This window comes from Streptomyces sp. NBC_00075, from assembly GCF_045041225.1.
GTDB lineage: Bacteria > Actinomycetota > Actinomycetes > Streptomycetales > Streptomycetaceae > Streptomyces > Streptomyces adonidis.
The window spans coordinates 153,913-176,501 of record NZ_CP108243.1; the positions used below are offsets into that span (position 1 = coordinate 153,913).

The window sequence follows — 22,589 nt, forward strand, 5'->3', positions numbered from 1 at the left end:
GAACGGCGCCGTGTCCGGAACGGGGCCGGGGAACCGCCGTTCGTTCTAGCTCTGCGGCGCGCCGAACCACTGGGCAGCCGCCTGCTCGAACGCGTCGCGATCGGGGGCGGGCTCGCTAGCCCAGGCCACGACGCCGTCGGGCCGAATCAGCGCGGCATTCAGCCCGAGGTTGTTGCGTGCCGGGCCGGCCGCGTAGTGGATCCGGCCTTCCCACCCCTTCGCCGCGACCTGTAGCGCACGGTCGGTGCTGAAGTCGAGCACGACTCCCTGCCCCTGGCGCAGGAGTTCGCCGAGGCGAGTGCCGTTCTCGAAGCGGAAGTCCGGGGCGGTGCGGCCGGTGAGGGGCTGTTCACTGCCCAGGTCGTAGCGGTTGAACAGCCCCGACGTCTTTCGGTACACGTGGGTCGTTCCGTCGGTGGTGCTCATCAGATCGTGGACGAGTCGACGCAGCGCGGGGGCGTTGGGGCCCGGTTTCATGGTCGCAACCTGGGCGCGGGACCAGTCGAGGACGGCGGCGCCGACGGGGTGCCGCTCGGTGGTGTAGGTGTCGAGCAGGCCCTCGGGAGCGGTGCCGCGCACGGTGGCGGCGAGCTTCCAGCCGAGGTTGACGGCGTCGCCGATGCCGAGGTTGAGGCCCTGGCCGCCCAGGGGCGAGTGGATGTGTGCCGCGTCGCCGGCCAGCAGCACCCGGCCCGCGCGATACGTCGTCGTCTGCATCGCGCGGTCGGTGAAGCTGGAGGCGAGATGGACCTCGCTCAGCGTCACGTCGGTGCCGCTGACGCGGCGCAGGACCGTCTGGAGGTGTTCACGGGTCAGCGGCCGGGAGCGGTCGAAGGTGCCGCCGTCGAAGTCCATCATGCCCAGGTGCCCTTCGAGGGGCGTACGCAGATACATGCCGTTCGGCGTCAGGTTGAACCCGAGCGGCAGCTGCTCGGGGTCGGCGAAGGCGACCTTGGCGACGTAGCCGGTGAACAGCGGCTCGGTGCCCACGAATTCGATGCCGGCGAGCTGACGTACGGCGCTGCGCCCGCCGTCGCAGCCCACCAGCCAGCGCCCCTGGTACTCCTGGCCGCCTGCCGTGACGAGGACGGATTCGGGGTCCTGCGCCACGGCCGTGACGGGAGCATCCCTGATGATCTCGGCTCCGAGCGCGGTGGCCCGCTCGGACAGCACCGCTCCGATCGCTTCCAGGCTCGTCATGAACCCCTCCATCGCCGGGCTGGGCAGCCGGGACGGGAGGGTGGCTGTGTCGATGTCGGCCGCGTCGAGCGTCATGCCCGCGAAATGGCTCAGCTCACGAGGGTCGGGCGCCTCGACCGCTTCCGGATCCGCGCCCACCTTCGCCGGGTCGACTCCCGAAGCCTGCGCCATCGCTTCCAGGAGGCCGCGGCGGTAGAACGTCTCGGCCGATGCGGCGTTCAGGCCCCGCAGCCCGAGCGGTAACGCTTTCAGGGGCGAGGTGAGTTCCGGGTCCCGCTCAAGTACCAGAACCGAGGAGCCGGACAGGGCCAACTCGCCGGCCAGGAACAGACCGACCGGGCCGCCGCCCGCGATCACGACGTCATGCATGAGAGATGTCCTTTTCGAGAAACGAACGATGGGGTCACCCAGCCAGACCGGCCGGGTCAGCACAGACGGGTGAGGCCGTCGAGGATGACGGCGATGCCGGTGAGGAACTGCTCGCGGTCGTCGTGCTCTCTCATCTGGCCGACGATGGCGTGCATGAACGGGTATGCCTCCGGGTCGAGTTCCTGCCATGCCGTCGACGCCGCGTCGAAGAACTCGTCGCGGTCCCCGGTGGGGTCGATCCCTGAGGTGTCCCCCTCGATGCGGGCGTTTTGGCTGACGGCTCCGAGGATGTAGTGCACGAGCGTCGAGGCCGCGTCGAACCAGGAGGCTCGCGGCACGCCCAGGGCACCCACCTGCCCGCCGATCCGCTCGAAGATCCCCACCGTCACCGGGCCGACCGGATTCCGGATGATCTGGAGGGTCAGCCGCGTGGCGAGCCACTGATGTGCGGCGATCGCATCGAACAGGGCCAGCGCGACGACACGGATCTCGTCCCCGGGCGTGGCCGCGGTCCCGGCCGGCCGGATGGCCAGCGCCGCACCGATCACGGTCTCCGTCGCCGTGTCGAGCAACTCGTCACGGGTGCCCACGTGGTAATAGATCGCCCCGGAACCGGTGGACAGCCGTTCGGTCAGCGCCCGGATGGTCAGCGCGCTCTCGCCGCCCGCATCGAGCATCTCGACCGCAGTGTCGACGATCTGCTCCCGGGAGAGCACCTGGTTGCGCCGCTGTGGTCGGCGTGCTCGCGTCGTCATGCCTCGATGCTGCCACATTTGGTGCAACGATCCAAATTGGTACGACGTTCCAAGCATGGCGCACGGCCCTCACCTTGGAACAGCGCACCAACGTGTTGGCCGGCCGACTCCGGCCGCAAGAGGAAAGAGGCGTCACGCACCCCCGTCACGATCATCGGAGCCGGGCTCGACGGACTCACACCGGCCCGCGCCCTGCACATCCACGGCATACCGGCAGAGGTCTACGAGGCGGAAGAACCGCCGAAGGCACGGGCACAGGACGGGATATTGCTCCCGCTGTTACAGGAAGTGCCTGAGGCCGGCACTGCGGCGTCAACTTGCTCAATGGTCGTTCGCGCTGCTCGGCGCCGGTATGGCTTCACCCTGGAGCGCGGTGCCACCACGAGCGGGCGCCGCCGGCGGTGATGGCGCGAACCGGGTCAGCCCGTGCCGGTCAGCGGTACGAGGATCACCTCGGCCGGCTCTGTCGTGTCGTTGCCGAAGCGGTGCAGTACGCCCGGGTCGACCCGCATGCCGTCGCCGGTCTCCAGCACGTGCCGGGTGTCGGCACAGTCGACGGTCAGCCGGCCCGCGGTCACCAGGAGGTACTCGGGTCCGTCGTGGTGGATGCGGTCCGGGCCGGTGTCGGTGCCGGGGGCGAGGGCGAGGGCGACCATTTCCAGGCCCTTGGCCGGGTCGTGGTGGACGGTCCGGCGCAGCACCCCGGGGGTCGGCTCGATCTGGGGCTGATCGCCCCGGCGGCGGACGGGTGAGGAGTCCTCGGGCAGGCCCTGGAACAGCTGGGCGATCTGGATGTCCAGGGCCGCGGACACGGCCACGAGGGTGCCCACCGATCCGCCCGCGACGCCGCGCTCCAGCATGCTGAGCATCGACACGGACAGCCCGGTCCGCTCGGCGATCTCCTGGAGGGTGAGCCCGCGGGAACGCCGGATGCGACGGATCTCGGCTCCCAGCCGCCGCATGGTCTGTTCGGCCTCGGTCCCCTGCGCGCCGTTGAGCCCCGTCATCGCACCTTTTCCCACCGTCACCGCCACCGTCGTCCGTAGGAGGCCCCGGGCGTCCGCCGAATTCAATACGGTCGAAAGTTTACCTGCCTCGGGATTGTCCCCCTCACGGTCAGCGGACGACGTTGCGCTGCGCTCCCAGCCCGGTGATCGACACCTCGACCACGTCACCGGGCCGCAGGAAGCGGGGCGGGTCGAAGCCGATGCCGACGCCCACGGGGGTGCCGGTGGCGATGATGTCACCGGGCAGGAGCGTGATGCCGGCGGACAGGGTGGCGATCAGCTCCGGAATGTCGAAGATCAGGTCCGCGACCCTGGCGTGCTGGCGGAGTTCGCCGTTGACGCGGGTCTCGATCTCCAGCGCGGTGACGTCGGCGATCTCGTCGGAGGTGACGGCGTACGGGCCCATCGGGCAGTGGGTGTCGAGGGACTTGCCGAGCAGCCACTGCTTGTGGTCGCGCTGGAGGTCTCGGGCCGTGACGTCGTTGACGACGACGTAACCCCAGACGTGGTCGTACGCGGACTCGCGGGTGATGCCGCGTCCGCCGCGGCCGATGACGACGCCGAGTTCGCCCTCGTAGTCGACCTCGGAGGTGAGGGCGCTGTGTGCGTAGATCGGGTCGTACGGGCCGGTGACCGCCGTGGTGGCCTTGGAGAAGAGGATCGGGCGGTCCGGGACCGCCTCCGAGCGGGACGGGGTGTCGTAACCGCTGCGGCCGAACTCGGCGGCGTGCTCGCGGTAGTTCTTGCCGACGCAGAAGATGTTGCGGACCGGGCGTGGGATCGGGGCGTGGAGCGTGAGCGATTCCAGGGCGTGCAACGGGCCGGAGCCGAACGGGTCTTCGCGCAAAGCCGGGCCCAACTGGGACCAGCGGGCGATCAGTTCGGGCAGCCCGCCGGGGGCGAGGTCGCCGAGGTCGCGGACGAGGCCCTCGGCGGGGTCGGCGAGACCCAGGCGCGGGACGTCGGTTTCCTGGCCGGTGCTGTAGGTCACGAATTTCATAGGGGTTGAACCAATCATCCGGGCTGTCAGTCAGCGAACTCGTCGGTGTAGGCCTCCCGCGCGGCGCGCCGCGAGGCTTTCTCGATGCGCCGGGCGTCCGTGACGAGGTCCGCCCGCTGCTCGGCCTCCCACGGCACATCGGTCGCCGGGGCGGGGGTGCCGTCGCCGACGACCATCTCGTAGGTGAGCCGCTTGTACGAGTACTCGTGGGGCTGGCGGTCGTGCTGGTAGATCTGGCTGCGCAGGTCCTCGTCGAACTCCTGGACGACGCCGCCGAGGATGACGTGCAAGATCCTCGCCGGGTCGACGAGGACGCCGAGATCGCGGCTCGGGTCGCCGTCGGCCACGATCAGGTCCGCGAGCATGCCCTCCGCGACGGCTCCGACCTGCCCTTCCAGGTTCATCATCCCGGCGCAGCCGCTGGTGCCGGCCTGGATGGCCTCCAGGGAGGTCAGTCCCGCATAGTCCTTCAGCAGCTGGAGTTCACGGGCGTGCCATTCGCCGTACGCGGTGACGGCGAACCCGGAGTCGGTGCCGACCGCGAACCGTACGCCGGCCTCGCGGGCCCGGTGGAGGGAGTCGGCCGTCTTGTCGAGCATCCGCTTGACGGCGTCGGCCTGATGGGCGGGGACCTCGGCCTCACGCCGGTAGTCGGCCATGTTGGCGAGCAGCAGGAGGGTGGGGACGAGCGGGGTGCCGGTCTCGGCGAGGGCCTCGATGGCGGCGTCGTCGAGGACGTTGCCGTGCATGATCCAGTCGAACCCGGCCCGCGCCGCGGCCCGTACCTCGGCGGCGCCGCGCGCGTGGATGGTGACCTTCTTGCGGAGTTGGTGGGTGAGGTCGGCGATCGCCTTCATCTCGTCGTCGGTGAACGCCTGGTACTCGCCGTACGGGCTGTCCGCGCACTTGATGAGGTCGACGCCGTTCTTGACCTGGTGGCGGATCTCCTCGCGCATCTGGTCGACGGTGTTGGTGAGGGTGCCGATGTTCCCCGCCGGTACGCCCACGGAGTCGGGGTACCAGTCGGTGAGGCCGTTGCTGGTGGTGAGGTAGCGGCCCGCGGTGGTCATCCGGGGTCCGTGCACCAGTCCGTCGCGGATGCCGTCCCGGATGCCGACGCCGATGAAGTAGCTGCCGCCGGGCTGCGAGATGCTCGTGACGCCGGCCCGCAGCACCTTGGTCGCGTTGTGCGCGGCGAGCAGGGTGCGGCGTTCGGGGCTGGTGTAGAGGTCGATCTCCTCCTCGGTGCGGGACTCGCCGTACGTCATGTGGCAGTGCACGTCGATCAGTCCGGGCATCACCGTACGGCCGGTGACGTCGAGGGTGAGGAGGGGTTCGCCCCGGGGGACGGCGTCGGCGCGCGCGGCAGGGCCGATCGCGTGGATGCGGTCGCCCCGGACGAGGACGGCGCAGTCGTCGACGGGCGGGTTGCCGAGGCCGTCGATCACCCTGCCGCCGGTGAGCAGCAGCCAGGAGTCGGTCATGTCGGGGTCCGCCCTTCAGGAGCTGTCGGATTGCGAAACACCGGATCGGGAGACGCCGAAGAAGTCGGAGAGGATCGCCACGAAGCTGTCGGGGTCCTCGAAGTAGGGGGCGTGCCCACAGCCGGGCATGACCGCGAGGGTCGCGGCGGGCAGCTCACGGTGCGCGGCCTCGCCCATGGTGAGCGGAGTCCAGCGGTCGTCGGCGCCCCAGACGAGGAGAACGGGCAGGCCGGGGCGCTCCTCGCGCAGCCGTACGTGTTGCCGGTCGGTGTTGGCCTCGGAGTTGAGGGCGAGGGCGACTCGGTGCAGTCCCTCTCGGGCTCCGGGCGAGGAGTTGATCATCGACTCCTCGCGCACCCAGGCGTCGGTGACCAGGTCCGGGTCGGAGACGAGAAAAGTGAACTTGCGGCGTACGGCGTCCGGTGAGCCGTCCGAGACCACTTCGGGTGCGACCTGGTTCTCCTGCGGAAGCTCTGAGATCCCGGTGGTGCCGATCAGGACGAGGGCAGCGACGAGGTCGGGCCGGTCGCAGGTGATCCGGGCGCCGACGTGCCCGCCCAGGGACGTACCAGCGACGGTCACACCCGAGAGCCCCAGGGCGTCCAGCACTGCCGCGACGAAGTCGCCGAGCGCGCGCGGCCGATAGTCGAGGTCGGGCCCCTTGTCGGCGAAGCCGTGGCCGGGGAAGTCGATCGCGTACACGTGCCAGCCCGCCGCGGCCAGTGCGGGCATCACCGGCCCGAACCGGTCGGCCCGCGACCCGGCCCCGTGCAGACACACCAGGACCCGGTCCCCGGCGCCGGCCTCCACGACCCTGGTACGGATCCCGAGGGCGCCGACCGGGTACGAGATGGTGTGCTCGCGGCCGTGGTGGAAGGGGTACGACGTCCTGGAGGCGTCCGGCGCGAGCGCGTCCCGCCCGCTCACCGCCTGCCGCCCCGGTACGCGACGGCCTCGATCTCGCACACGAACCGTTCCTCGACGAGTCCGGCGACCAGGAGCAGCGTGTTGGGCGGGTAGACGCCGTCGGGGTAGATCTCCGCAAAGACCTCCTTGCGGGTCTCCATGAAGACGGGGACGGTCTCCCGGCCGACCAGGAAGGTCGTGAACCTGAGGACGTCGGCGAAACCGAGACCGGCGTGCGCGAGCGCGCGTCCCACGTTGGCGAAGGCCCCGCGCACCTGCTCGGCTGGGTCGCCGTCGGCGGGCAGTGCGCCGGCCCCGTCGGTGCCGAACTGTCCAGCCACTACGACGAGTTCACCTGCCTCGGCGAGTGGTGAGTAGTCGCCGAAGGAGGCGAGTCCGGGCACGCGGGGGTGATGGGTGACGGTCATGGCGGTGATTCCCTTCGTCGTCCGACGCGTCGGTGTCAGTGGGTCGTCGCGGGGGCCGGCGCCGTGGTCCGGTCCTCGCCGGCCGCGGCGCTCTGGGCGTCGTACTCGTGGACCCAGGGCAGGTTCGTGCCCACGGCGCGGAACAGGGCGTCGCGCTCGGGGACTTCGGGGCCGTCGGGGATGTGCAGCCACCGGTTGGTGACCCAGGAGACCTTCTGGACGCGCTGGGCGCGCGGCATGCGCAGCCGCCAGTAGCGCTCCAGACGGGCGGCGGGCGGGGTGCCGTCCTCGGCGGTGAGTATCTCGGCCAGGGCGAAGGCGTCCTCGACGGACTGGTTGGCGCCCTGGCCGTGGTGCGGGAGCATGCCGTGCGCGGAGTCGCCGAGCAGGACGACGTTGGCCCGGCTCCAGGTGGGCAGGGGGCCGAGGCCGAACAGGCCCCAGCGTTCGGTGTGCGGGAGGGCGCCGATCATCTCGGTGACGGCCGGGTGCCAGCCCCGGAAGGGGGCGAGCGCGTCCTCGGTGGTGCACGGCAGGCGCCAGCGCTCCGGGTCGGGCCACTGCTTCGGGCTCTCCACCACGGCCAGGAAGGTGACGTACTCGTAGTCGGGACCGATGGGGAAGTGCAGCAGGTGGGCGCCGTCGCCGACCCAGTACTGAATGGCGCGCGGGTCCGGCAGGGACGGCAGGTCGGCGACCCGCACGACGCCGCGGAAGCCGCTGGTGCCGGAGTAGCGGACGGCGTCGGTGCCGGTGACCCAGGGCCGTACCAGTGAGCGGATGCCGTCCGCGGCGACGATCACGTCCGAGCGGCTCACGGTGTCGTCGGCCCAGTGCATCGCCGCGGTGCCGCCGGGCTCCTCGGTGAGACCGGTGAGCCTGCGGCCGAGTCGGATCGTGCCCGGCTCCAGGGCGTCGACCAGGATCCGCTGGAGGTCCTTGCGGTGGATCCCCGAGTAGCGGGAGCCGAACTCGGTGCGGTACCAGTCGCCCTCGGCGAGGACGTGGGAGGCGATCCGCGCGCCGCCGAGGCCGTCGCGGAAGATCACCTCCGTCGGGTCGCAGGAGTGGGCGTCGAGCGCGGGGCCGAGACCCAGGCGGGCGAGCAGCCGGGTGCCGTTGGCGAACAGGCCGATGCCCGCGCCGATCTCGTCGAGCTCCCGGGCCTGTTCGCAGACCTCGACGTCGACGCCCTGCCGTTGCAACGCGATCGCCAGGGTGAGACCGCCGATCCCGGCGCCGACGACGGTCACCTTCTCTTCCCGCATGACTGCTCCTTTCAACTCGGAGGGGTTCAACGACACTTGAATCGTCACCTCATCCCTCCTGCAAAGAATTACAGTCACAGTGAAAAGTTGACAAGGTGATCCGGGACACCCAGCGGCATCCCGGGCCCAATTCAACACGAATGTAATCTCACGGCCTCACGCCAGAAGCACAACAGCTTCAGTTTCATTGAAAGCCCGGATGCCACACCATCGAGATTGAGTGAGCAACCATGGATCAGACGCCCGCCTCCCCTCCCTCGACTCCCCCGTCCTCATCGATCCTGAAGGTCGGCTTCGACGAGCGGCTGCCGGCCGCCCGGACCGGCCTCTTCGGCCTCCAGCACCTGCTCGCCCTCACGGGCATCTGGATCTTCCCGGTCCTGATCGGCAGCTCCCTGAAGCTGACCCAGCTCCAGGTCAGCTACATCGTCCAGGGCTGCTTCCTGATGACCGGCCTGATCACCCTGCTGCAGTCCAGCCGTCTGCTGCGGCTGCCCATCGTGCAGGGCCCCACGGCCGCGTTCTTCGCCGCGCTGACCGCGGCGGGGGCCACCTTCGGGCTCGGCACGGCGTTCGGCTCCATGACCGTGGCCGGCCTGATCTTCATGGCCCTCAGCGTGCCGATCCGCAAGTTCGGGCTGTTCGGGCACATCGCGCGGGTCGCCGCGACCCCGGTCGTCTTCGGCACCCTGTTCGTGATCATCGGTGCGCAGCTGGCGGTCATCGGGCTGCCGGGCTGGTTCGGCGTCAAGGGACTGCCCGGCTACGGCTCCACGAACTTCTGGATCAGCGTGGTCACCGTTGTCGTCGTCATGGGCTGCCTGGTGCTCGGCGGGCACACCCTGGTGCGGCGCGGCGCGGTGGTGTGGGGCATCGCCGCCGGTTCGCTGGTCGCGGCGGTCGCGGGCGTGTGGTCGCCCTCGTTCGACGGCTCCCGTCTGCTCGGGGCGCCGCAGGCACTGCCGTTCGGCTTCGGAGTCGAGTGGTCCGTGGTCGTGCTGATGCTGCTCGCCTTCCTCCAGGCGGGCGCCGAGTCCTCCGGGATGTACCAGCTGATCGGCGGCTGGGGCGGCGAAAAGGTGAGCCTGGAGCGCACCAACCGGGGCCTGTTCACCGAGTTCCTCGGTACGACGGTCGGGTCGCTCTTCGGCGGCATCGGCACCACGTCGTACCCGGAGAACGCCGGCATCGTCCGGATCACCGGCGTCGGCAGCCGTTACGTCACCGCCACCGCCGGGGCCGCCGCGCTGGTCCTCGCCTTCGTCCCCAGTGTGGCGCTCTTCCTCGCGGGACTCCCGGGCCCGGTGCTCTCGGCCGCGTCCACCGTGCTCTTCGGCATCATCGCGATGAGCGGTGTCCAGATGCTCTCCGCCGTCGAGTGGGACGACCTCAACCTCGCGGTGACCGCACCGGCCTTCATCATCTCCCTCGGTACGCAGTTCCTGCCCGCAGACCTGACCGACCCGCTGCCGGACGCCGCACGGACCTTCGTGAGCAGCCCGATGATGCTCGGCATCGTGCTGCTGATCGTCCTGCACGTGGCCGTGAACCTCGGGCTGCGCCCCCTGCTGGAACGGCGCGGCGCCCCCGCGCCCGCGACACCGGCCACGGCCGAGGGCGCCGAGGTCCCCGCGTGAAGCCTCACCACTACGTGTACGGGCTGCGCCGGGAACTGCTCCCGGACGGCCCGTACGCGGGCTTCCTGGAGCCCGCCCGGACCGCCGTCGTCTCCATCGACCTGCACGAGGGGCACCTCTCCCCCTCCCCGGACTGCCCCTGCCCGGCCCCGCGAGGCCGGGAGATCGTCTCCGCCGTCGACGCCTTCCACCGCACGGCACGCGCGGCCGGGGCCCGGGTCGTCCACGTACGGTCGGAGCTGCGCGCCTCCGGCGTCGACGACGTACGCGGCACCTCGCCCAGCGCCTGGCGCACCACGTTCCCCCAGTTCGTCGGCCCCATCCCGGGCGCCGCCGAACACGCCCTGGCCGGCAGCCGCTGGACCGAGCTGTGCACGGAGGTCGACCCTGCCGACGAGGTGGTCTCCGGCAAGAAGCGTCTGTCCGCCTTCTACCCCACCGACCTGGACTTCCTGCTCCGTCAGCTCGGCGTCACCACCGTCGTTCTCAACGGTGTGATGGCCGACTGCTGTGTCCTGAACACCGCCTTCGACGCCTCCAACCTCGGCTACCGGGTCGTCGTCGCGGCCGACCTGGTCCGTGGCACGGACGCCGAACTGGAGAGCGCGGCGCTGTCCATGATGTCCCTGCACATGGCCCTCGTCCTGGACTCCACCGACCTGGCCCACGTCTGGTCACAGGCGAGCGGCCGGCCGTAGGCCCCGGCTCGGGTTCGCATCCGGACGATCCGCTGGTGCAGGTGCTGATGGCGCTCGGCGACGGCATGGTCTATCGGCGTGTCGTGTTCGGAGAGGAACATCAGGCGGACATGGCGCGCCAGATCGAGGATTTCAGGCGTCTGGTCCGCTCGATGACCGGCAACCGGGCCGACTCCTCCTGAGAGGTGCCACAGCCCTTCAGCCCGAGGAACCGGGGGTGGTGACGTGGCGGATGAAGGCGGCGAGTTCCGGGACCGCGGGGTGGCTGGGGGGATCGGCCCAGGCCAGGGCCACCGGCAGTGCGGGGGCGTCGGCGAGGGCCGATAGGCGACGCCCGGGTAGGGATGGACGTCGACGGTCGCTGTGGTGCCGACGCCGACACCTCGGCCGACGGCGATCGCGGCCGGCCAGTCGTCCGTGTTGCCCACCTCCATCGTGGCGGTCGGCCGGAGCGCGTCGGGCCACAGGCGGGGCGAGGTGCTCCCGGACACCGAGTTCAGGACCAGGGTGCGGTCGGCCAGGTCGGCCAGGGGCAGTTCGCCGCGCTCCGCGAGGTCGCTGTGTGCGGGCACGGCGGCGAGCCGGGATTCGTGGAAGAGCACCGTGCTGCACACCCCGGGGATGCCGAACGGACCTCGTAGCAGCACGGCGTCGACGCGCCCTTGGGCCAGGCCTGCGATACGGTCGTCGATGCGCAGCAGTTCCAGCGGCATCTGCGGATGGGCTTCCTGCCAGCGGCGCAGGACGGTTCCCGTGTGGTGGCCGAGCGCGGACCAGGCGTGCCCCGGCCGCAGCGGCCAGGGCCCCGGCCGCCCGGGATCGAAGGCGGCCTCGGCGGCGACCGCCGCGACCGCACGGATACGGATGGACTCTCCGGCGTCCGTAAGGTGCAGGTGGTGGGTGGAGCGGTCGGCGAGCCGTACACCCAAGCCCCTACCGGCAATCGGTCAGCCACCAATGGGCCCTACCGCCTCGCGGGCCGCGCGGCGGGCGGCTTGGGCGACCGGGTCGGGCAGCGGGGCGGCATCGATCAAGGCACGGGTGTACGGGTGCTGGGGAGCCGTGGCGATCTGCTCGGCCGTACCGTGCTCGACGATCCTGCTGCGGTGCATGACCGCGGTGCGGTCGGCCATGTAGCGGACCACGTCCAGGTTGTGGGCGATGAAGAGGTAGCTGATGCGGAAGCGGGCCTGAAGGTCTTTCAGCAGCGCCAGGATCTTGGCCTGGATGGAGACGTCGAGTGCGCTGGTCGGCTCGTCGCAGATGATCAGGTCGGGTGAGACCACCAGGGCGCGGGCGATCGCGATGCGCTGACGCTGGCCGCCGGAGAACGCGCCCGGGTAGCGTTCGGCGGCGTCACCGGACAGCTGCACCAGTTCCAGGATCTCGCGGATCCTCCGCTTCTGCTTCGCCCGGTCCCGGCGGCCCGCGGCGAACAAGGGCTCGGCGAGGGTGTCGCCCACCGTGCGGGTCGGGTTGAGGGAGCTGTACGGGTCCTGGAAGACGTACTGGATCCGGGTGGACAGCGCACAACGGGTACGCCGGTCGGCGTGGGTGATGTCCTGCCCGTCGAACACGATCCGCCCGCCGGTCGGAGCGACCAGGCCGACCACCGCCCTGGCCAGGGCGGACTTGCCGGAGCCGGACTCCCCCACCAGGCCCAGGGTCTCGCCTCGCCCCAGGTGCAGGCCGACTCCGTCGACAGCGGCGGCGCCCTGGGCGCGGCGGTCGGCGGGGTAACGGACGACGAGATCCTCGACCGTCAGCAGGGCGGTGCCGGTCGAGGCACCGATCACGGCCGGGATGCCGCTGGTGCGGTTCGGGTGGGTCATGGCTGGACTCCCTCGTGGTGCGGGTCCGGTGTGCCGCGCTCGGCGTGCAGGCGCGCCGGGTTGGCGGCGAGCAGGGCTCGGGTGTACTCGTGCCGGGGGTCGGCGTAGAGCCGGGTGACCGGCCCCTGTTCGACGATCCGGCCGTGGCGGACGACCGCGGCGCGGTCGCAGAGGTCGGCGACGACGCCCCAGTCGTGGGTGATCAGCAGGATCGCCATCCCGGTCCGGGCCTGGATGCCGCGCAGCAGGTCGAGGATGTCGGTCTGGACGGTGACGTCCAGTGCGGTGGTGGGCTCGTCCGCGACGAGGAGGCGGGGGCGGCAGGCCAGGGCGCGGGCGATGGCGACGCGTTGGGCCATGCCTCCGGAAAGCTGGTGCGGGTAGCGGCGGGCGACGGCTTCCGGGTCATGGAGGCGGACCTGGGCGAGCAGGTCGACCGCTTCCCGCCGGGCGGTGGCCCGGTCGTGCCCGTGGTGATGCCGGAGCGCCTCGGCGATCAGGTCGCCGACCCGCCAGGCGGGGTCGAGGGAGGCGTGCGGTTCCTGGAAGATGTGGCCGATGCGCAAGGCCCGACGCCGGGCCGGGGAGAAGCCCGCGACACCCGTGATGTCCTCGCCGTCGAGCAGTACCCGTCCGCCGGTGGTCCGCCCGCCCTGAAGGATGCCGAGGACGGCCCGGGCGAGGGCCGTCTTGCCGCTGCCCGACTCGCCGACGACGCCCAGGGTCTCCCCGTCCTGGACGTACAGGTTGGCCTGGTGGAGGACGGTCTGCCGGCCGCTGGGGGTGGTGTAGGCGACCGAGAGGTCCTGGACGGACAGCACCGGGGCGTCCGTCGCGGGTTTCGGCGCGGGGCCGGCCGGTGCCGCGGGGCGTTTCCGTGGCGGTGGGCCGTACGGCACCCGGACGCCGCTCCACTGTTCGGTGAACACGTCCCGCAGGCCGTCTCCGAGCAGACCGCAGGCGATGACGGTGAGTCCGATCGCACCGCCGGAGGCCGTGATGAGGGCGGGGGCGGCGCCCATGATCTGCGCGCCGTCACCGATCATCAACCCCCAGGAGGGGTGGGGTGGTTGGGTGCCGAAGCCGAGGTAGGCCACGCCGGTGGTCATGAGCAGCGCCATGCCGCTGAGGAGAGCGCCCTGGACCAGGACCACACCTCGGATGCGCGGCAGGACGTGGCGCAGCATGATCTGGCCGGTGGTGAGTCCGGCCACGCGTGCGGCGTCGATGAACGCCTCCTGTCGTATGGACAGGGTGGCGGCGCGTACGACACGGGTGAAGGGTGCGCACAGCATCAGGCCCATGGTCAGCATGGCCAGGTCGACATGGTTGCCGAAGATGGCGAGGACCACGAGGAGGATCACCATGCCGGGCATCGCCATGACCACGTCGGTGACGGCCCCCAGCACGCGGTCGACGCGTCCTCCGAGGAAGCCGGCCAGGATGCCGAGCAGCACCCCGAGGACGAGGGCGACCAGGACCGCCTCGGAGGCGTACAGCAGCGAGGGGCGGGCGCCGTGGATCAGTCTGCTGAGGGTGTCCCGGCCGATCTGGTCGGTGCCGAGCCAGTGAGCCGCGCTCGGACCCTGGCGGGCCGCGGTGAGCTCGCCGGTGGTGGGCGACTGCAGGGGAAGCCACGGGGCCAGCAGCGCGGCGAGGACCAGCAGGACGAGATAGACCAGGGAGGCGAGGGCCGCGGGTTTGTGCGCGAGCCGGCGCAGGGCGTCAGGCAGCTGCGGGGTGCTCATTAGCCGATCCGTACTTTGGGGTTGACCAGGGCGAACAGCACATCCACCAGCAGGTTGGCGAGGACGACGATGACGCAGAAGTAGACGGCCGCGCCGACGATGACGGGAAGGTCGTGCTCCATGGCGGCCTGGACGACGGCGCTGCCGAGTCCGGGCAGCGCGAACACGTTCTCGACGATGACCGTTCCGCCCAGCGCGGCGACGAACTGGGTGCCGCCGGTGGCGAGTACCGGGATCGCGGCGTTGCGCAGCACATGTCCGGGCAGCACGCGGCGCAGCGGGATCCCCTCGATCCTGAGTGCCTGGACGTACTGCTGGCGCAGGACGTCGTCCACGCTGTCCCGGGTCTGCTTGGCCACCGTCGCCACACCTCCGATCCCGACGGCGATCACGGGCAGCAGCAGGCTGCGCAGCCAGTCGGCCGGGGAGACGGACAGCGCGGTGAACCCGGTGGCGGGCAGCCAGCGCAGCTGCACACCGAAGTACTGGCTGAGCATCAGCGCCACCCAGAAGGACGGCAGGGCGAGCCCGATCATGGCACCGAGGTCGATCAGCCGGGCCACCACACCGCCGCGCAGGGCGGCGAGGGTGCCGCCCGCGACGCCGACGGTCACGCTCACCAGTACGGCGCCGAGGGCGAGCGGGAGGGTTACGGCGAGGTCCGCGTTGAGCACGGAGACCACCGGCTGCGGGGCGATCAGCGAGTCCCCGAGGTTGCCGCGCAGGGCGTCCCACAGCCAGGTCCCGTACTGCGCCCACAGCGGCCGGTCCAGTCCGAGCTGCTCACGCAGCGTCGGGGGTGGTCTGGATGTTCGCGTTGCCGTAGCACCGGGAGGTGGCCGTGTCGCCGTTCACCGTGATGACGATGTTGCTGACATGGTGCACGGTCAGGCCCAGGCCGGCGTGCCATTCCTCCATGAAGGAGGCGAGATCCTCCAGATTCTTCCATGTGCCCGTGGGGAAGTCGGCCTGGATGTCGTCGGTGAAGCAGGTGCGGTACAGCGACCAGTGTGTTTCCTCGTGTTCTCAGGGCTGATGGGACCGCCGGGCAGAGCGCCCGGCGGTTTGTGGCCACGGCCCGATCCTCACCCGCTTAAGTACCCCTTGTGAAGTAGGCACCTTTTTGAAATCCAGGTTCCATATGGATACCAGTAAGCGGTCCGGGTACCGGCCATCAGACCCTGTTGCGCCGGGCGGCGGACTCACGGATGCCCAGTGGTTCGCCGCGCAGATGCGGGATTGCCCCGCTCGCACGGTCATCGAGGTGCTCGCCAACAAGTGGGTTCTGTACGTCCTCGGCGCCCTTCAGCGGAACGAAGGGCCCATGCGGTTCAACGAACTGCGCCGCCTGCTGGACGGCATCACGCAGAAGATGCTCACCCAGACCCTGCGGGCCCTGGAACGGGACGGACTCGTGGCCCGTACCGTCTATCCCACGGTGCCACCCCGCCTGGAGTACGCGCTGACCGAACTCGGCTGCGACATCGCAAGGTTGACCAATGCTCTCGCCGAGTGGTCCTACCTGAACACTGAGCAGATCCTCGCCGCCCGAGAACGGTTCGCCGCCCGGGAGGCATCCCCCGAGCCCGTGTCGTGGTAGCACCCGCCGTTGCGGCGCTGGTCGCAACCGCTCGTTGATGGCCGCCGCCGGGGACGGTCACCTCGTAGCGAATCGCGAGCTTGTCGTACCTCGTGGCCACGGCCCGGTGCTTCTTGAGGCGGTATCGGCGACCGACCGCACCTCTTGCCCTTCGGCAACAGCACCTCCAGCACGGCCCATTGCTCGTCCGTCAGATCTCCACGCGCCACGAACCAAGATCACCGCACAGCCAAGATCCACTTTCGATACACGCCCTAGGAGGGCAGTCGCGGACAAGGCGCGGACTCATGCGGTGAGGCGGGAGTGCACGCTGACGGCATAGCCGCAGTCTTGGTGGTAGGGATCGCCGCTCCAGGTGGCGTAGCGCTGCCGAAGGGCCAGTCCGGCTTCCGTGCACCAGTCGTCGAACTCCGTAAGGGTCACTGGCGGTTCCGGTAGCGGCAGGTGTGCCGCGTCCAGGCCCATGCCTGTGACCAGCAGCCCGCCGGGGCTCAGCGCGGCGGCCAGTTGCCGGACGACAGCTGCCTCCGTGCCGGGGGCCAGCAGCGGGATGACGTTTCCGGCGGCGAGGACAAGGTCGAAGCCCGGATTCAGGCCGAGTGTGTCCAGACGGGCCAGGTCACCGAGGAGCCACTCTTGCGTGGGGGCACCACGGCGGGCGACGGCGAGCATCGAGGGGTCGATGTCCACGCCGGTGCAGTGGTGGCCCAACTCGGCGAGCCTGATCGCGATCCGGCCGGTGCCGCAGCCGGCGTCGAGTACCCGGGCGGCGGGCTTCAGCAGCGCGGTGCAGAAGGCGGCCTCGCCATGGATGTCGTGACCCGACTCGGCGAGCCGCGCGAAACGCCGGGCGTATTCCTCTCCGGCTTGTCCGCCGGTCAGTTCCGCCCAACGGTCGCGTTGTCCGGTCATGTTCAGCGTGCCTTCCGGTCAGCCCCGCCCAGCAGGGGCGAGGACGGTGCCATCGCGTGTCGGAGGTCGTCGGTGCAGACCCCGCAACCTGCCATGAAGGTACACAGGGCAAGGCTCGAACAGCAGCCCGGCCGGGCGCCATCTGAGCACCCGTACGTGGCCACCTACCTGCCCGGTCGTGGCGCAATCGATGGTGTGAGGACCCGGGTGTCCGCGTGCTCCCTGGAGTGGGACGGGTTCAGGGCCCTTGTCTTCGTCGACGCGAGCCGGGTGACGCTGCGCTCCAGGCGCTGGGTTTTGTACGTGGGAGCTGACACCGCTTGTTGCTCAGAGCGGGGAACGCCCGGTTTCCCGGAGGGCGGTGTTCCTGAGTTCTGGCAACACCCGGGGGCTTGCGGTGGGAACCTGGGGTGCTCTGTGGGATGAGGGTGCGATGGCGCCACCGAAGTCCAAGGTCGATCTGTACGCGGCGATCCGCCGTGATCCCCGTGCGGGGATGTCCTCCTGGGCTTTGATGCGCGAGCACGGTGTCGGATTCCGCACGGTCAAAGCGGCGTTGGAGTCGGTCTGGCCGGAGCCCTGGAAGAGACCGCGGCCCCGGGGACCCGGCTGGATGCGTACAAGCCGTTGATCGACCAGATGCTGCGGGTTGACAGGGCCTGCCGCTCTGCCTGATCGGCGGCTTGGGCACCGGCAAGTCCCACCTGCTCATCGCTCTTGGCACCGAAGCCGCCATGGCCGGCTACCGGGTGCGCTGCACACTCGCCACCAAACTGGTCAACGAACTGGTCGAGGCCGCGGACGAGAAGGTACCGACCAAGACCATCGCCCGCTACGGCCGCGTGGACCTCCTCGCGATCGACGAACTCGGATACATGGAACTGGACCGCCACGGCGCGGAGTTGCTGTTCCAGGTTCTGACCGAGCGGGAGGAGAAGAACAGCGTCGCCATCGCCTCGAACGAGTCGTTCGGCAAAGCGCACATGTTCCGGCGAACCTGTGTCAGGCAGCGCCAAAACATCACGGGTTCGCTGAGCGTCCGATCCCGTCTGCGGCCTGGAAGTCGTGATACTCGTCGCAGACGATGCCCTGGTTGACCCAGTGAGCGGGGTCCGCACCGAACTCGCGTTCGGCCAGGCGGAGGGCTTCCTCGGGGCTCGCCACTGTGCCAACTTCCTTTCCCGAGCCTTCGTCCTCCGGGTCGAGAGGCGGGAACTCGGTGATGTCGCGGAAGGTGTCGGTGCCGATGTCCTCGACTTCGCTCAGATAGACGGTGACGCCCGCGCGGCCCGGACTGACAGCGATCCAGCGAAGGCCCCGCCGACCGTCGCGCTCAATTCCACCGAGGAACTGCTCGATCTGCTTCCCTCGGTGCAGTGCCCCGAGGGCGAATGCCGGGGTGAGGTGCCGCATCTCATTGTCTCCGTTCTTGCTGGTCGGGCAGGCGTCCTGCATCGACGTGGTCCGAGAGGTAAATCATGGTGGCTTCGGGGTCCATGCCGAAGGCGGCAGCGACGAGTTTGGGATCCATGCTGTTGACCAGGTCAAGTAGTCGAGTGCGTCGGATCATGCGGGGCGGGAAGCCGCAGGCGTCGAGAACGTGACTCATATGGGCGGTGGACGCTGGCCCCGGCCGGACTTCGTCTGACGGGTGACCATCACGTGGGGATTGTCGGTCCGCTGGGCTTCGCTTTGGTCCAAACAGCGTTCCAGGACTGCCCAGGACGCGGGATCCAGGGGGACCGGATGCGGGCGGTCGCCGAGCCGGGTGGTTTGGGCATGAGGAACGTGTGCCAGCCCCAGATGGGTGGACGAAGACCTTCACCGATCCGCGGCTCTGCGCGGCCATCGTCGACCGCCTGACCTTCGGAGGGAACATCATCGAGACCGGCAGCCACTTCTACCGCCTCGCCGGCACCAGGGCCGCCCAGGCCCGAAAAGACACCGCGAGCTGATCAGTCCTTGCTCTCCGCGGCAGCGGCTTCTGTGCCGTGCCGTGTCGGGTCAGCTGTCGAGGGATCGAGTTCATCGGCAGTACGGGCCCTCCGGGTGGGAGAAAACGCCAGCACGAGTGCCTGGACGACTGCTCCGGACAGTCCGATCCACAGGGCGAAGCGATAGCTGACCTGGTCGGCGAGTACTCCGCCCAGTGGTGCACCCACCGCTACCATTCCCCAGTTCATCGAGCGGATCGTCGCGTTCATCCGCCCGCGCAGCCGATCGGGCGTCACCGCCTGGCGGTAGCTCATCTCCACCGGGCTTTCGACGCCGATGGCCAGAGACACGAGGAAGAAGCCGAGCGACACGAAGGCAAGCGCCCACGGTCCGCTGTCGGCCAGGACCAAAGGCAGCCAGCCGGCGGCGGCGAGCAGGCGGAAGGCGATCAGGGTGGCGCCGACGTCCAGTCTTCTGGCCACGCGCCCGGAGAGCGCACCGCCGAGTATCACGCCGACACTCGCGCAGGCGTAGGTCACCCCCAGACCGAATTCCCCGATCTTGAGGCTGTGCAGGGCGAAGACCACGAAGACCGTGGTCACCATGCTGTTGAAGAGGAGCATCGCGTGCGAGGTCAGGGCGATGGACGACAGCGTGCGATGCCGGTAGACCCAGGCCACGCCCTCGCGCAGCTCACTGCCCAGGCTGCGCCGTGCGTCTCGATCGGGGACGGGGTCGGGTGCCTTCACCGAGGCGAGGAGCAGGCCGGACATCAGATAGGTGAGGGCGTCCACCAGCACGGCAAGCGGCGCTCCCATGATTTTGACCAGTGTCCCGGCGATCAGAGGGCCGGTCGAGCCGGCCACCGCGTCGGCCTGTTGCACACGAGCGTATCCCGCGTTGAGCAGCTCTTTTGGTACCAGCTGTGGCACATACGACTGGTTGGCCGCCTCGAACAGCAAAGACAGCACCCCGAACACGAAGACGAACATGCACAGCGCGGGGATGCTGAGCAGATCCAACGCATACAGCACTGGTATCGCCCCGAGCAGGACTGCCCTTCCGAGGTCCGTGGCGACCATCATCGGCTTGCGCCGCCAGCGGTCCACCACGACCCCGGCTATGAGCCCGAAGAGCAGATACGGAACCCAGCGAGCGGCATTGACGATGCCGACCTCCGTGGCGGATGCGCTCAGCGTCACGGCGGTAAGGATCTGCAACGCCAGTCCCGTGACCTGAGAACCGAACGCAGACACAGCCGAGGCGGTCAAGAAACGTACGTACCCAGGGACTTCCACCAGGCGCGGCATGATCGGACCGTACCAGCGAAGATCACCGGCAGACGATGACGGAACAGGTCACCCAACGACGGTGGAAGATGCGGACGGGGTCTTCCGGCCAGTCGGATACCGGTCTGGTCGCGGGCGGCGGGCAGCCGAGCCGGGGACCGGCCCCCTTAGACGTCATCTCATTTGGTTCGGTAGCCTGTCCGTCGTGGTTTCGATCGTTGAGCGGCTGGTGCCGGATGAGTTGTGGGAGCTGTTCCAGCGAGTGGTGCCGGAGGCGCCGTCGCGGCCTCAGGGCGGCGGTCGGCGTCGGCATGGTGACCGGGAGGTACTGGCGGCAATCGTGTTCGTGGCCACGTCGGGCTGCACGTGGCAGCAGCTGCCGTCCGCGTCGTTCGGTCCGTCGGGAGCGACGGCTCACCGGCGCTTTGCCGAGTGGTCGAAGGCCCGGGTGTGGGCCAAGCTCCACCGCCTGGTCCTCGACGAACTCGGCTCCCGCGGCGAGCTGGACTGGTCCCGCTGTGCGATCGACTCCGTCAACATGCGGGCCCTGAAAAGGGGAGCTGACAGGCCCGAATCCTGTGGATCGAGGCAAGTACGGCTCGAAGATCCACCTGATCACCGAGCGGACCGGTCTGCCCCTGTCCGTCGGGATCTCCGGGGCGAACCTGCACGACAGCCAGGCGCTGATCCCGCTGGTGAAAGGGATACCGCCGATCCGCTCCCGGCACGGACGCCGACGGCGCAGGCCGGCCAAACTCCACGCCGACAAGGGATACGACTACGACCACCTGCGGCGATGGTTACGCGGACGCGGCATCCGGCACCGCATAGCCCGCAGAGGCATCGAGTCCTCGACCCGCCTTGGCCGCCACCGCTGGACCATAGAACGCACGATGTCCTGGCTCGCCGAATGCCGCAGACTGCACCGACGCTACGAGCGCAAAGCCGATCACTTCCTGGCCTTCACCAGCATCGCCTGCACCCTCATCTGCTACCGCAGACTCGCCAAATGAGATGACGTCTAAGTCCACGGTCTGCGGGGTGTTGCGAGGGCGTGGCCACGTCGCGCTCGACGCCGACGAGGACGGCTTCAGTCGCTGGATCGACCGGGCCACGGGCGAGGTCGTGATGGATCCCCCGGATCCGGTTCCCGAGGGCTGGCTCGACCGATACGGGTGGGCGATCGCCCGCGAGCGCGTTGAGACCCTCGTCGAGGAGTCTCGTTCCCGAATCGCGTTCTTGTGCGGGTCGGTGGAGAACGAGGCAGACGTCCGCGATGTTTTCGACCTCGTCGTGTGCCTGGTGATCGACGAGGACACCCTCCGCCACCGGCTCGCGACCCGCACCACGAACGCATTCGGTCAACATCCCGAAGAACTCGCAGCTGCCCTGAAGTGGAATCCTCAAATGCGAGCGATCTACGAAAGGCGTGGCGCGACGATCATCGATGCGTCCAAGCCGGTGACCGAGGTGGTGGACAGCGTGATCGACGCAGTTCAGGGGCTGGCAGGGTCCGCCGGATAACCGTCGAGCACCACCATGCCGGGTCGGCCGACCGACCCGGCTGAGCCCCTTGACACCCAACCCTCGTCTCAACGTGCGGTACACGGTCACCGGGGCGGCTTCGGGGCGCGGGCCGGGTGCCGGCACGGCGTGCTCAGCCGACCCACGTATTGGTCAGCGTCTGCACGGCCGAGCCGTCGAGATCCTTGAGCTTCGTTCCGGCGAAGGCGCGGGCGGCGTCGGAGGTGAGCACTCGGAAGGCGGGCCGCTCGGCCGCGAGCAGATCGACGATCTGCGCTGCCACGTCCTGCGGCGTCTGCGCGCCGGCGAAAGCGCCGCGGGTGCGGTCCAGGTAGGCGGACAGGGCCGGCGCGTACGGCCCGGCCTGCTCCAGCGCTGTGTCTGCGAGACCCACGTTGCTGACGAACTCGCTGGCCACCGCGCCCGGCTCGACCACACTGACAGCCACGCCCGCCGTGGCCGCGACCGGCGCGAGGGACTCCATGAAGCCCTCGACCGCGAACTTGGCGGCGCAGTACGCCTCGTTGAAGGGCTGGCCGATCACTCCGCCGACGCTGGTCACGGTCAGCACGCGGCCCTTGCCCGCCCGCAGCAGGGGCAGCGCGGCCTTCGTGACGTGGAGCACGCCGAAGAAGTTGGTCTCCATGACGGCGCGTACGTCGTCGATGCTCTCCTGTTCCAGGGTGCCGACGTGACCCGCGCCGGCGTTGTTGACCAGCGCGTCCAGTCGGTCGACGCCGGCCAGGCACGCCTCGACGGAGGCCGGGTCCGTCACGTCCAGGGAGCGGACGTCAACGGTGGCTCCGGCTTCCTGCGCTGCCGCCATCAGCGGGCCCGCCTTGGCGGTGTCGCGCATGGTGGCGATCACTTGCCAGCCGCTGCGCGCGGCGGCGACAGCGGTGGCCAGGCCGATGCCGGAGGAGGTGCCGGTGATCAGGACGGTCTTGGTACGCATCTGCGGTGACCCCAACTTACTTATGTTACATAACTAATATGT

21 protein-coding genes and 4 pseudogenes are annotated in these 22,589 nt (G+C 69.7%); 8 read left to right on the forward strand and 17 right to left on the reverse strand.

Going from position 1 to position 22,589, the window contains the following annotated elements:
- Positions 1-45: 45 nt before the first annotated feature.
- Positions 46-1,569, reverse strand: coding sequence for an FAD-dependent monooxygenase (locus OG787_RS00680; protein ID WP_405533953.1), 1,524 nt, complete (start codon positions 1,567-1,569; stop codon positions 46-48).
- Between the two features lie 56 nt (positions 1,570-1,625).
- Positions 1,626-2,324: a TetR/AcrR family transcriptional regulator gene (locus OG787_RS00685; protein WP_369033895.1), complete on the reverse strand. Its 699-nt coding sequence runs from the start codon at positions 2,322-2,324 to the stop codon at positions 1,626-1,628.
- A gap of 150 nt (positions 2,325-2,474) precedes the next feature.
- Between OG787_RS00685 and OG787_RS00690 the strand changes: the two are divergent.
- Positions 2,475-2,594: pseudogene (locus OG787_RS00690) on the forward strand (FAD-dependent monooxygenase); the annotation flags it as partial.
- 149 nt (positions 2,595-2,743) lie between these two features.
- On the opposite strand, the gene OG787_RS00695 reads toward OG787_RS00690, so the two are convergent.
- The 6 genes from OG787_RS00695 to OG787_RS00720 form a co-directional block, all read right to left on the reverse strand.
- The gene (locus OG787_RS00695) at positions 2,744-3,331 is read right to left on the reverse strand and encodes a helix-turn-helix domain-containing protein (protein WP_369033894.1); all 588 of its coding nucleotides are present in this window, start codon (positions 3,329-3,331) and stop codon (positions 2,744-2,746) included.
- A 109-nt stretch (positions 3,332-3,440) separates the two neighbouring features.
- On the reverse strand, positions 3,441-4,331 hold the full coding sequence (locus OG787_RS00700) for a fumarylacetoacetate hydrolase family protein (RefSeq protein ID WP_405533954.1): 891 nt from the start codon (positions 4,329-4,331) through the stop codon (positions 3,441-3,443).
- A gap of 26 nt (positions 4,332-4,357) precedes the next feature.
- Positions 4,358-5,815 carry an amidohydrolase family protein gene (locus OG787_RS00705; RefSeq protein WP_405533955.1) on the reverse strand — a complete coding sequence of 486 codons (1,458 nt, stop codon included), beginning with the start codon at positions 5,813-5,815 and terminating at the stop codon, positions 4,358-4,360.
- A 15-nt stretch (positions 5,816-5,830) separates the two neighbouring features.
- Positions 5,831-6,781, reverse strand: a complete 951-nt coding sequence (locus OG787_RS00710) for an alpha/beta fold hydrolase (protein ID WP_405533956.1) — start codon at positions 6,779-6,781, stop codon at positions 5,831-5,833.
- Complete coding sequence (locus tag OG787_RS00715; protein WP_405533957.1) at positions 6,739-7,149, reverse strand: RidA family protein; 411 nt, start codon at positions 7,147-7,149, stop codon at positions 6,739-6,741. Before OG787_RS00715 ends, OG787_RS00710 begins: the two co-directional genes overlap by 43 nt.
- Positions 7,150-7,184: 35 nt before the next feature.
- Complete coding sequence (locus tag OG787_RS00720) at positions 7,185-8,417, reverse strand: FAD-dependent oxidoreductase (protein ID WP_405533958.1); 1,233 nt, start codon at positions 8,415-8,417, stop codon at positions 7,185-7,187.
- Positions 8,418-8,647: 230 nt separating this feature from the next.
- On the opposite strand from OG787_RS00720, the gene OG787_RS00725 reads away from it, so the two are divergent.
- Positions 8,648-10,054, forward strand: a complete 1,407-nt coding sequence (locus OG787_RS00725; protein ID WP_405533959.1) for a uracil-xanthine permease family protein — start codon at positions 8,648-8,650, stop codon at positions 10,052-10,054.
- Positions 10,051-10,752, forward strand: coding sequence for a cysteine hydrolase family protein (locus tag OG787_RS00730; RefSeq protein WP_369033887.1), 702 nt, complete (start codon positions 10,051-10,053; stop codon positions 10,750-10,752). The genes OG787_RS00725 and OG787_RS00730 overlap by 4 nt, the downstream gene beginning before the upstream one ends.
- 359 nt (positions 10,753-11,111) lie before the next feature.
- Here OG787_RS00730 and OG787_RS00735 read toward each other — a convergent pair.
- From OG787_RS00735 to OG787_RS00755, 5 genes and pseudogenes are all read right to left on the reverse strand, one after another.
- A pseudogene (locus tag OG787_RS00735) lies at positions 11,112-11,465 on the reverse strand (LysR substrate-binding domain-containing protein); the annotation flags it as partial.
- Positions 11,466-11,699: 234 nt separating this feature from the next.
- Positions 11,700-12,584: an ATP-binding cassette domain-containing protein gene (locus tag OG787_RS00740; protein WP_369033886.1), complete on the reverse strand. Its 885-nt coding sequence runs from the start codon at positions 12,582-12,584 to the stop codon at positions 11,700-11,702.
- Entirely contained in the window at positions 12,581-14,332 is a 1,752-nt protein-coding gene (locus OG787_RS00745; protein WP_369033885.1) for a dipeptide/oligopeptide/nickel ABC transporter permease/ATP-binding protein, read from the reverse strand. Before OG787_RS00745 ends, OG787_RS00740 begins: the two co-directional genes overlap by 4 nt.
- Entirely contained in the window at positions 14,332-15,006 is a 675-nt protein-coding gene (locus OG787_RS00750; protein ID WP_369033884.1) for an ABC transporter permease, read from the reverse strand. Before OG787_RS00750 ends, OG787_RS00745 begins: the two co-directional genes overlap by 1 nt.
- 109 nt (positions 15,007-15,115) lie before the next feature.
- Entirely contained in the window at positions 15,116-15,334 is a 219-nt protein-coding gene (locus OG787_RS00755) for a nuclear transport factor 2 family protein (protein ID WP_369033961.1), read from the reverse strand.
- A gap of 262 nt (positions 15,335-15,596) precedes the next feature.
- Between OG787_RS00755 and OG787_RS00760 the strand changes: the two genes are divergently transcribed.
- Positions 15,597-15,932, forward strand: coding sequence for a winged helix-turn-helix transcriptional regulator (locus tag OG787_RS00760; protein ID WP_405533960.1), 336 nt, complete (start codon positions 15,597-15,599; stop codon positions 15,930-15,932).
- 285 nt (positions 15,933-16,217) lie between these two features.
- On the opposite strand, the gene OG787_RS00765 is transcribed toward OG787_RS00760, so the two are convergent.
- On the reverse strand, positions 16,218-16,844 hold the full coding sequence (locus OG787_RS00765; RefSeq protein WP_369033882.1) for a class I SAM-dependent methyltransferase: 627 nt from the start codon (positions 16,842-16,844) through the stop codon (positions 16,218-16,220).
- Positions 16,845-17,497: 653 nt separating this feature from the next.
- Between OG787_RS00765 and OG787_RS00770 the strand changes: the two are divergent.
- Positions 17,498-17,818 (forward strand): annotated as a pseudogene (locus OG787_RS00770) (ATP-binding protein); the annotation flags it as partial.
- Between the two features lie 46 nt (positions 17,819-17,864).
- On the opposite strand, the gene OG787_RS00775 reads toward OG787_RS00770, so the two are convergent.
- On the reverse strand, positions 17,865-18,299 hold the full coding sequence (locus tag OG787_RS00775) for a hypothetical protein (RefSeq protein WP_369033881.1): 435 nt from the start codon (positions 18,297-18,299) through the stop codon (positions 17,865-17,867).
- 350 nt (positions 18,300-18,649) lie between these two features.
- Here OG787_RS00775 and OG787_RS00780 point away from each other — a divergent pair.
- A pseudogene (locus tag OG787_RS00780) lies at positions 18,650-18,799 on the forward strand (AAA family ATPase); the annotation flags it as partial.
- Here OG787_RS00780 and OG787_RS00785 read toward each other — a convergent pair.
- On the reverse strand, positions 18,800-20,089 hold the full coding sequence (locus tag OG787_RS00785; protein ID WP_369033880.1) for an MFS transporter: 1,290 nt from the start codon (positions 20,087-20,089) through the stop codon (positions 18,800-18,802).
- A 193-nt stretch (positions 20,090-20,282) separates the two neighbouring features.
- Here OG787_RS00785 and OG787_RS00790 point away from each other — a divergent pair.
- Both OG787_RS00790 and OG787_RS00795 read left to right on the forward strand, forming a co-directional pair.
- A protein-coding gene (locus tag OG787_RS00790) for an IS5 family transposase (protein ID WP_405540375.1) occupies positions 20,283-21,081 on the forward strand; the annotation gives its coding sequence in 2 pieces (ribosomal slippage) (positions 20,283-20,629 and positions 20,628-21,081; 801 coding nt in all).
- A gap of 28 nt (positions 21,082-21,109) precedes the next feature.
- The gene (locus OG787_RS00795) at positions 21,110-21,592 is read left to right on the forward strand and encodes a hypothetical protein (RefSeq protein ID WP_405533961.1); all 483 of its coding nucleotides are present in this window, start codon (positions 21,110-21,112) and stop codon (positions 21,590-21,592) included.
- 133 nt (positions 21,593-21,725) lie between these two features.
- Here OG787_RS00795 and OG787_RS00800 read toward each other — a convergent pair whose 3' ends face one another.
- Positions 21,726-22,547: an SDR family oxidoreductase gene (locus OG787_RS00800; RefSeq protein WP_405533962.1), complete on the reverse strand. Its 822-nt coding sequence runs from the start codon at positions 22,545-22,547 to the stop codon at positions 21,726-21,728.
- Positions 22,548-22,589: the final 42 nt, after the last annotated feature.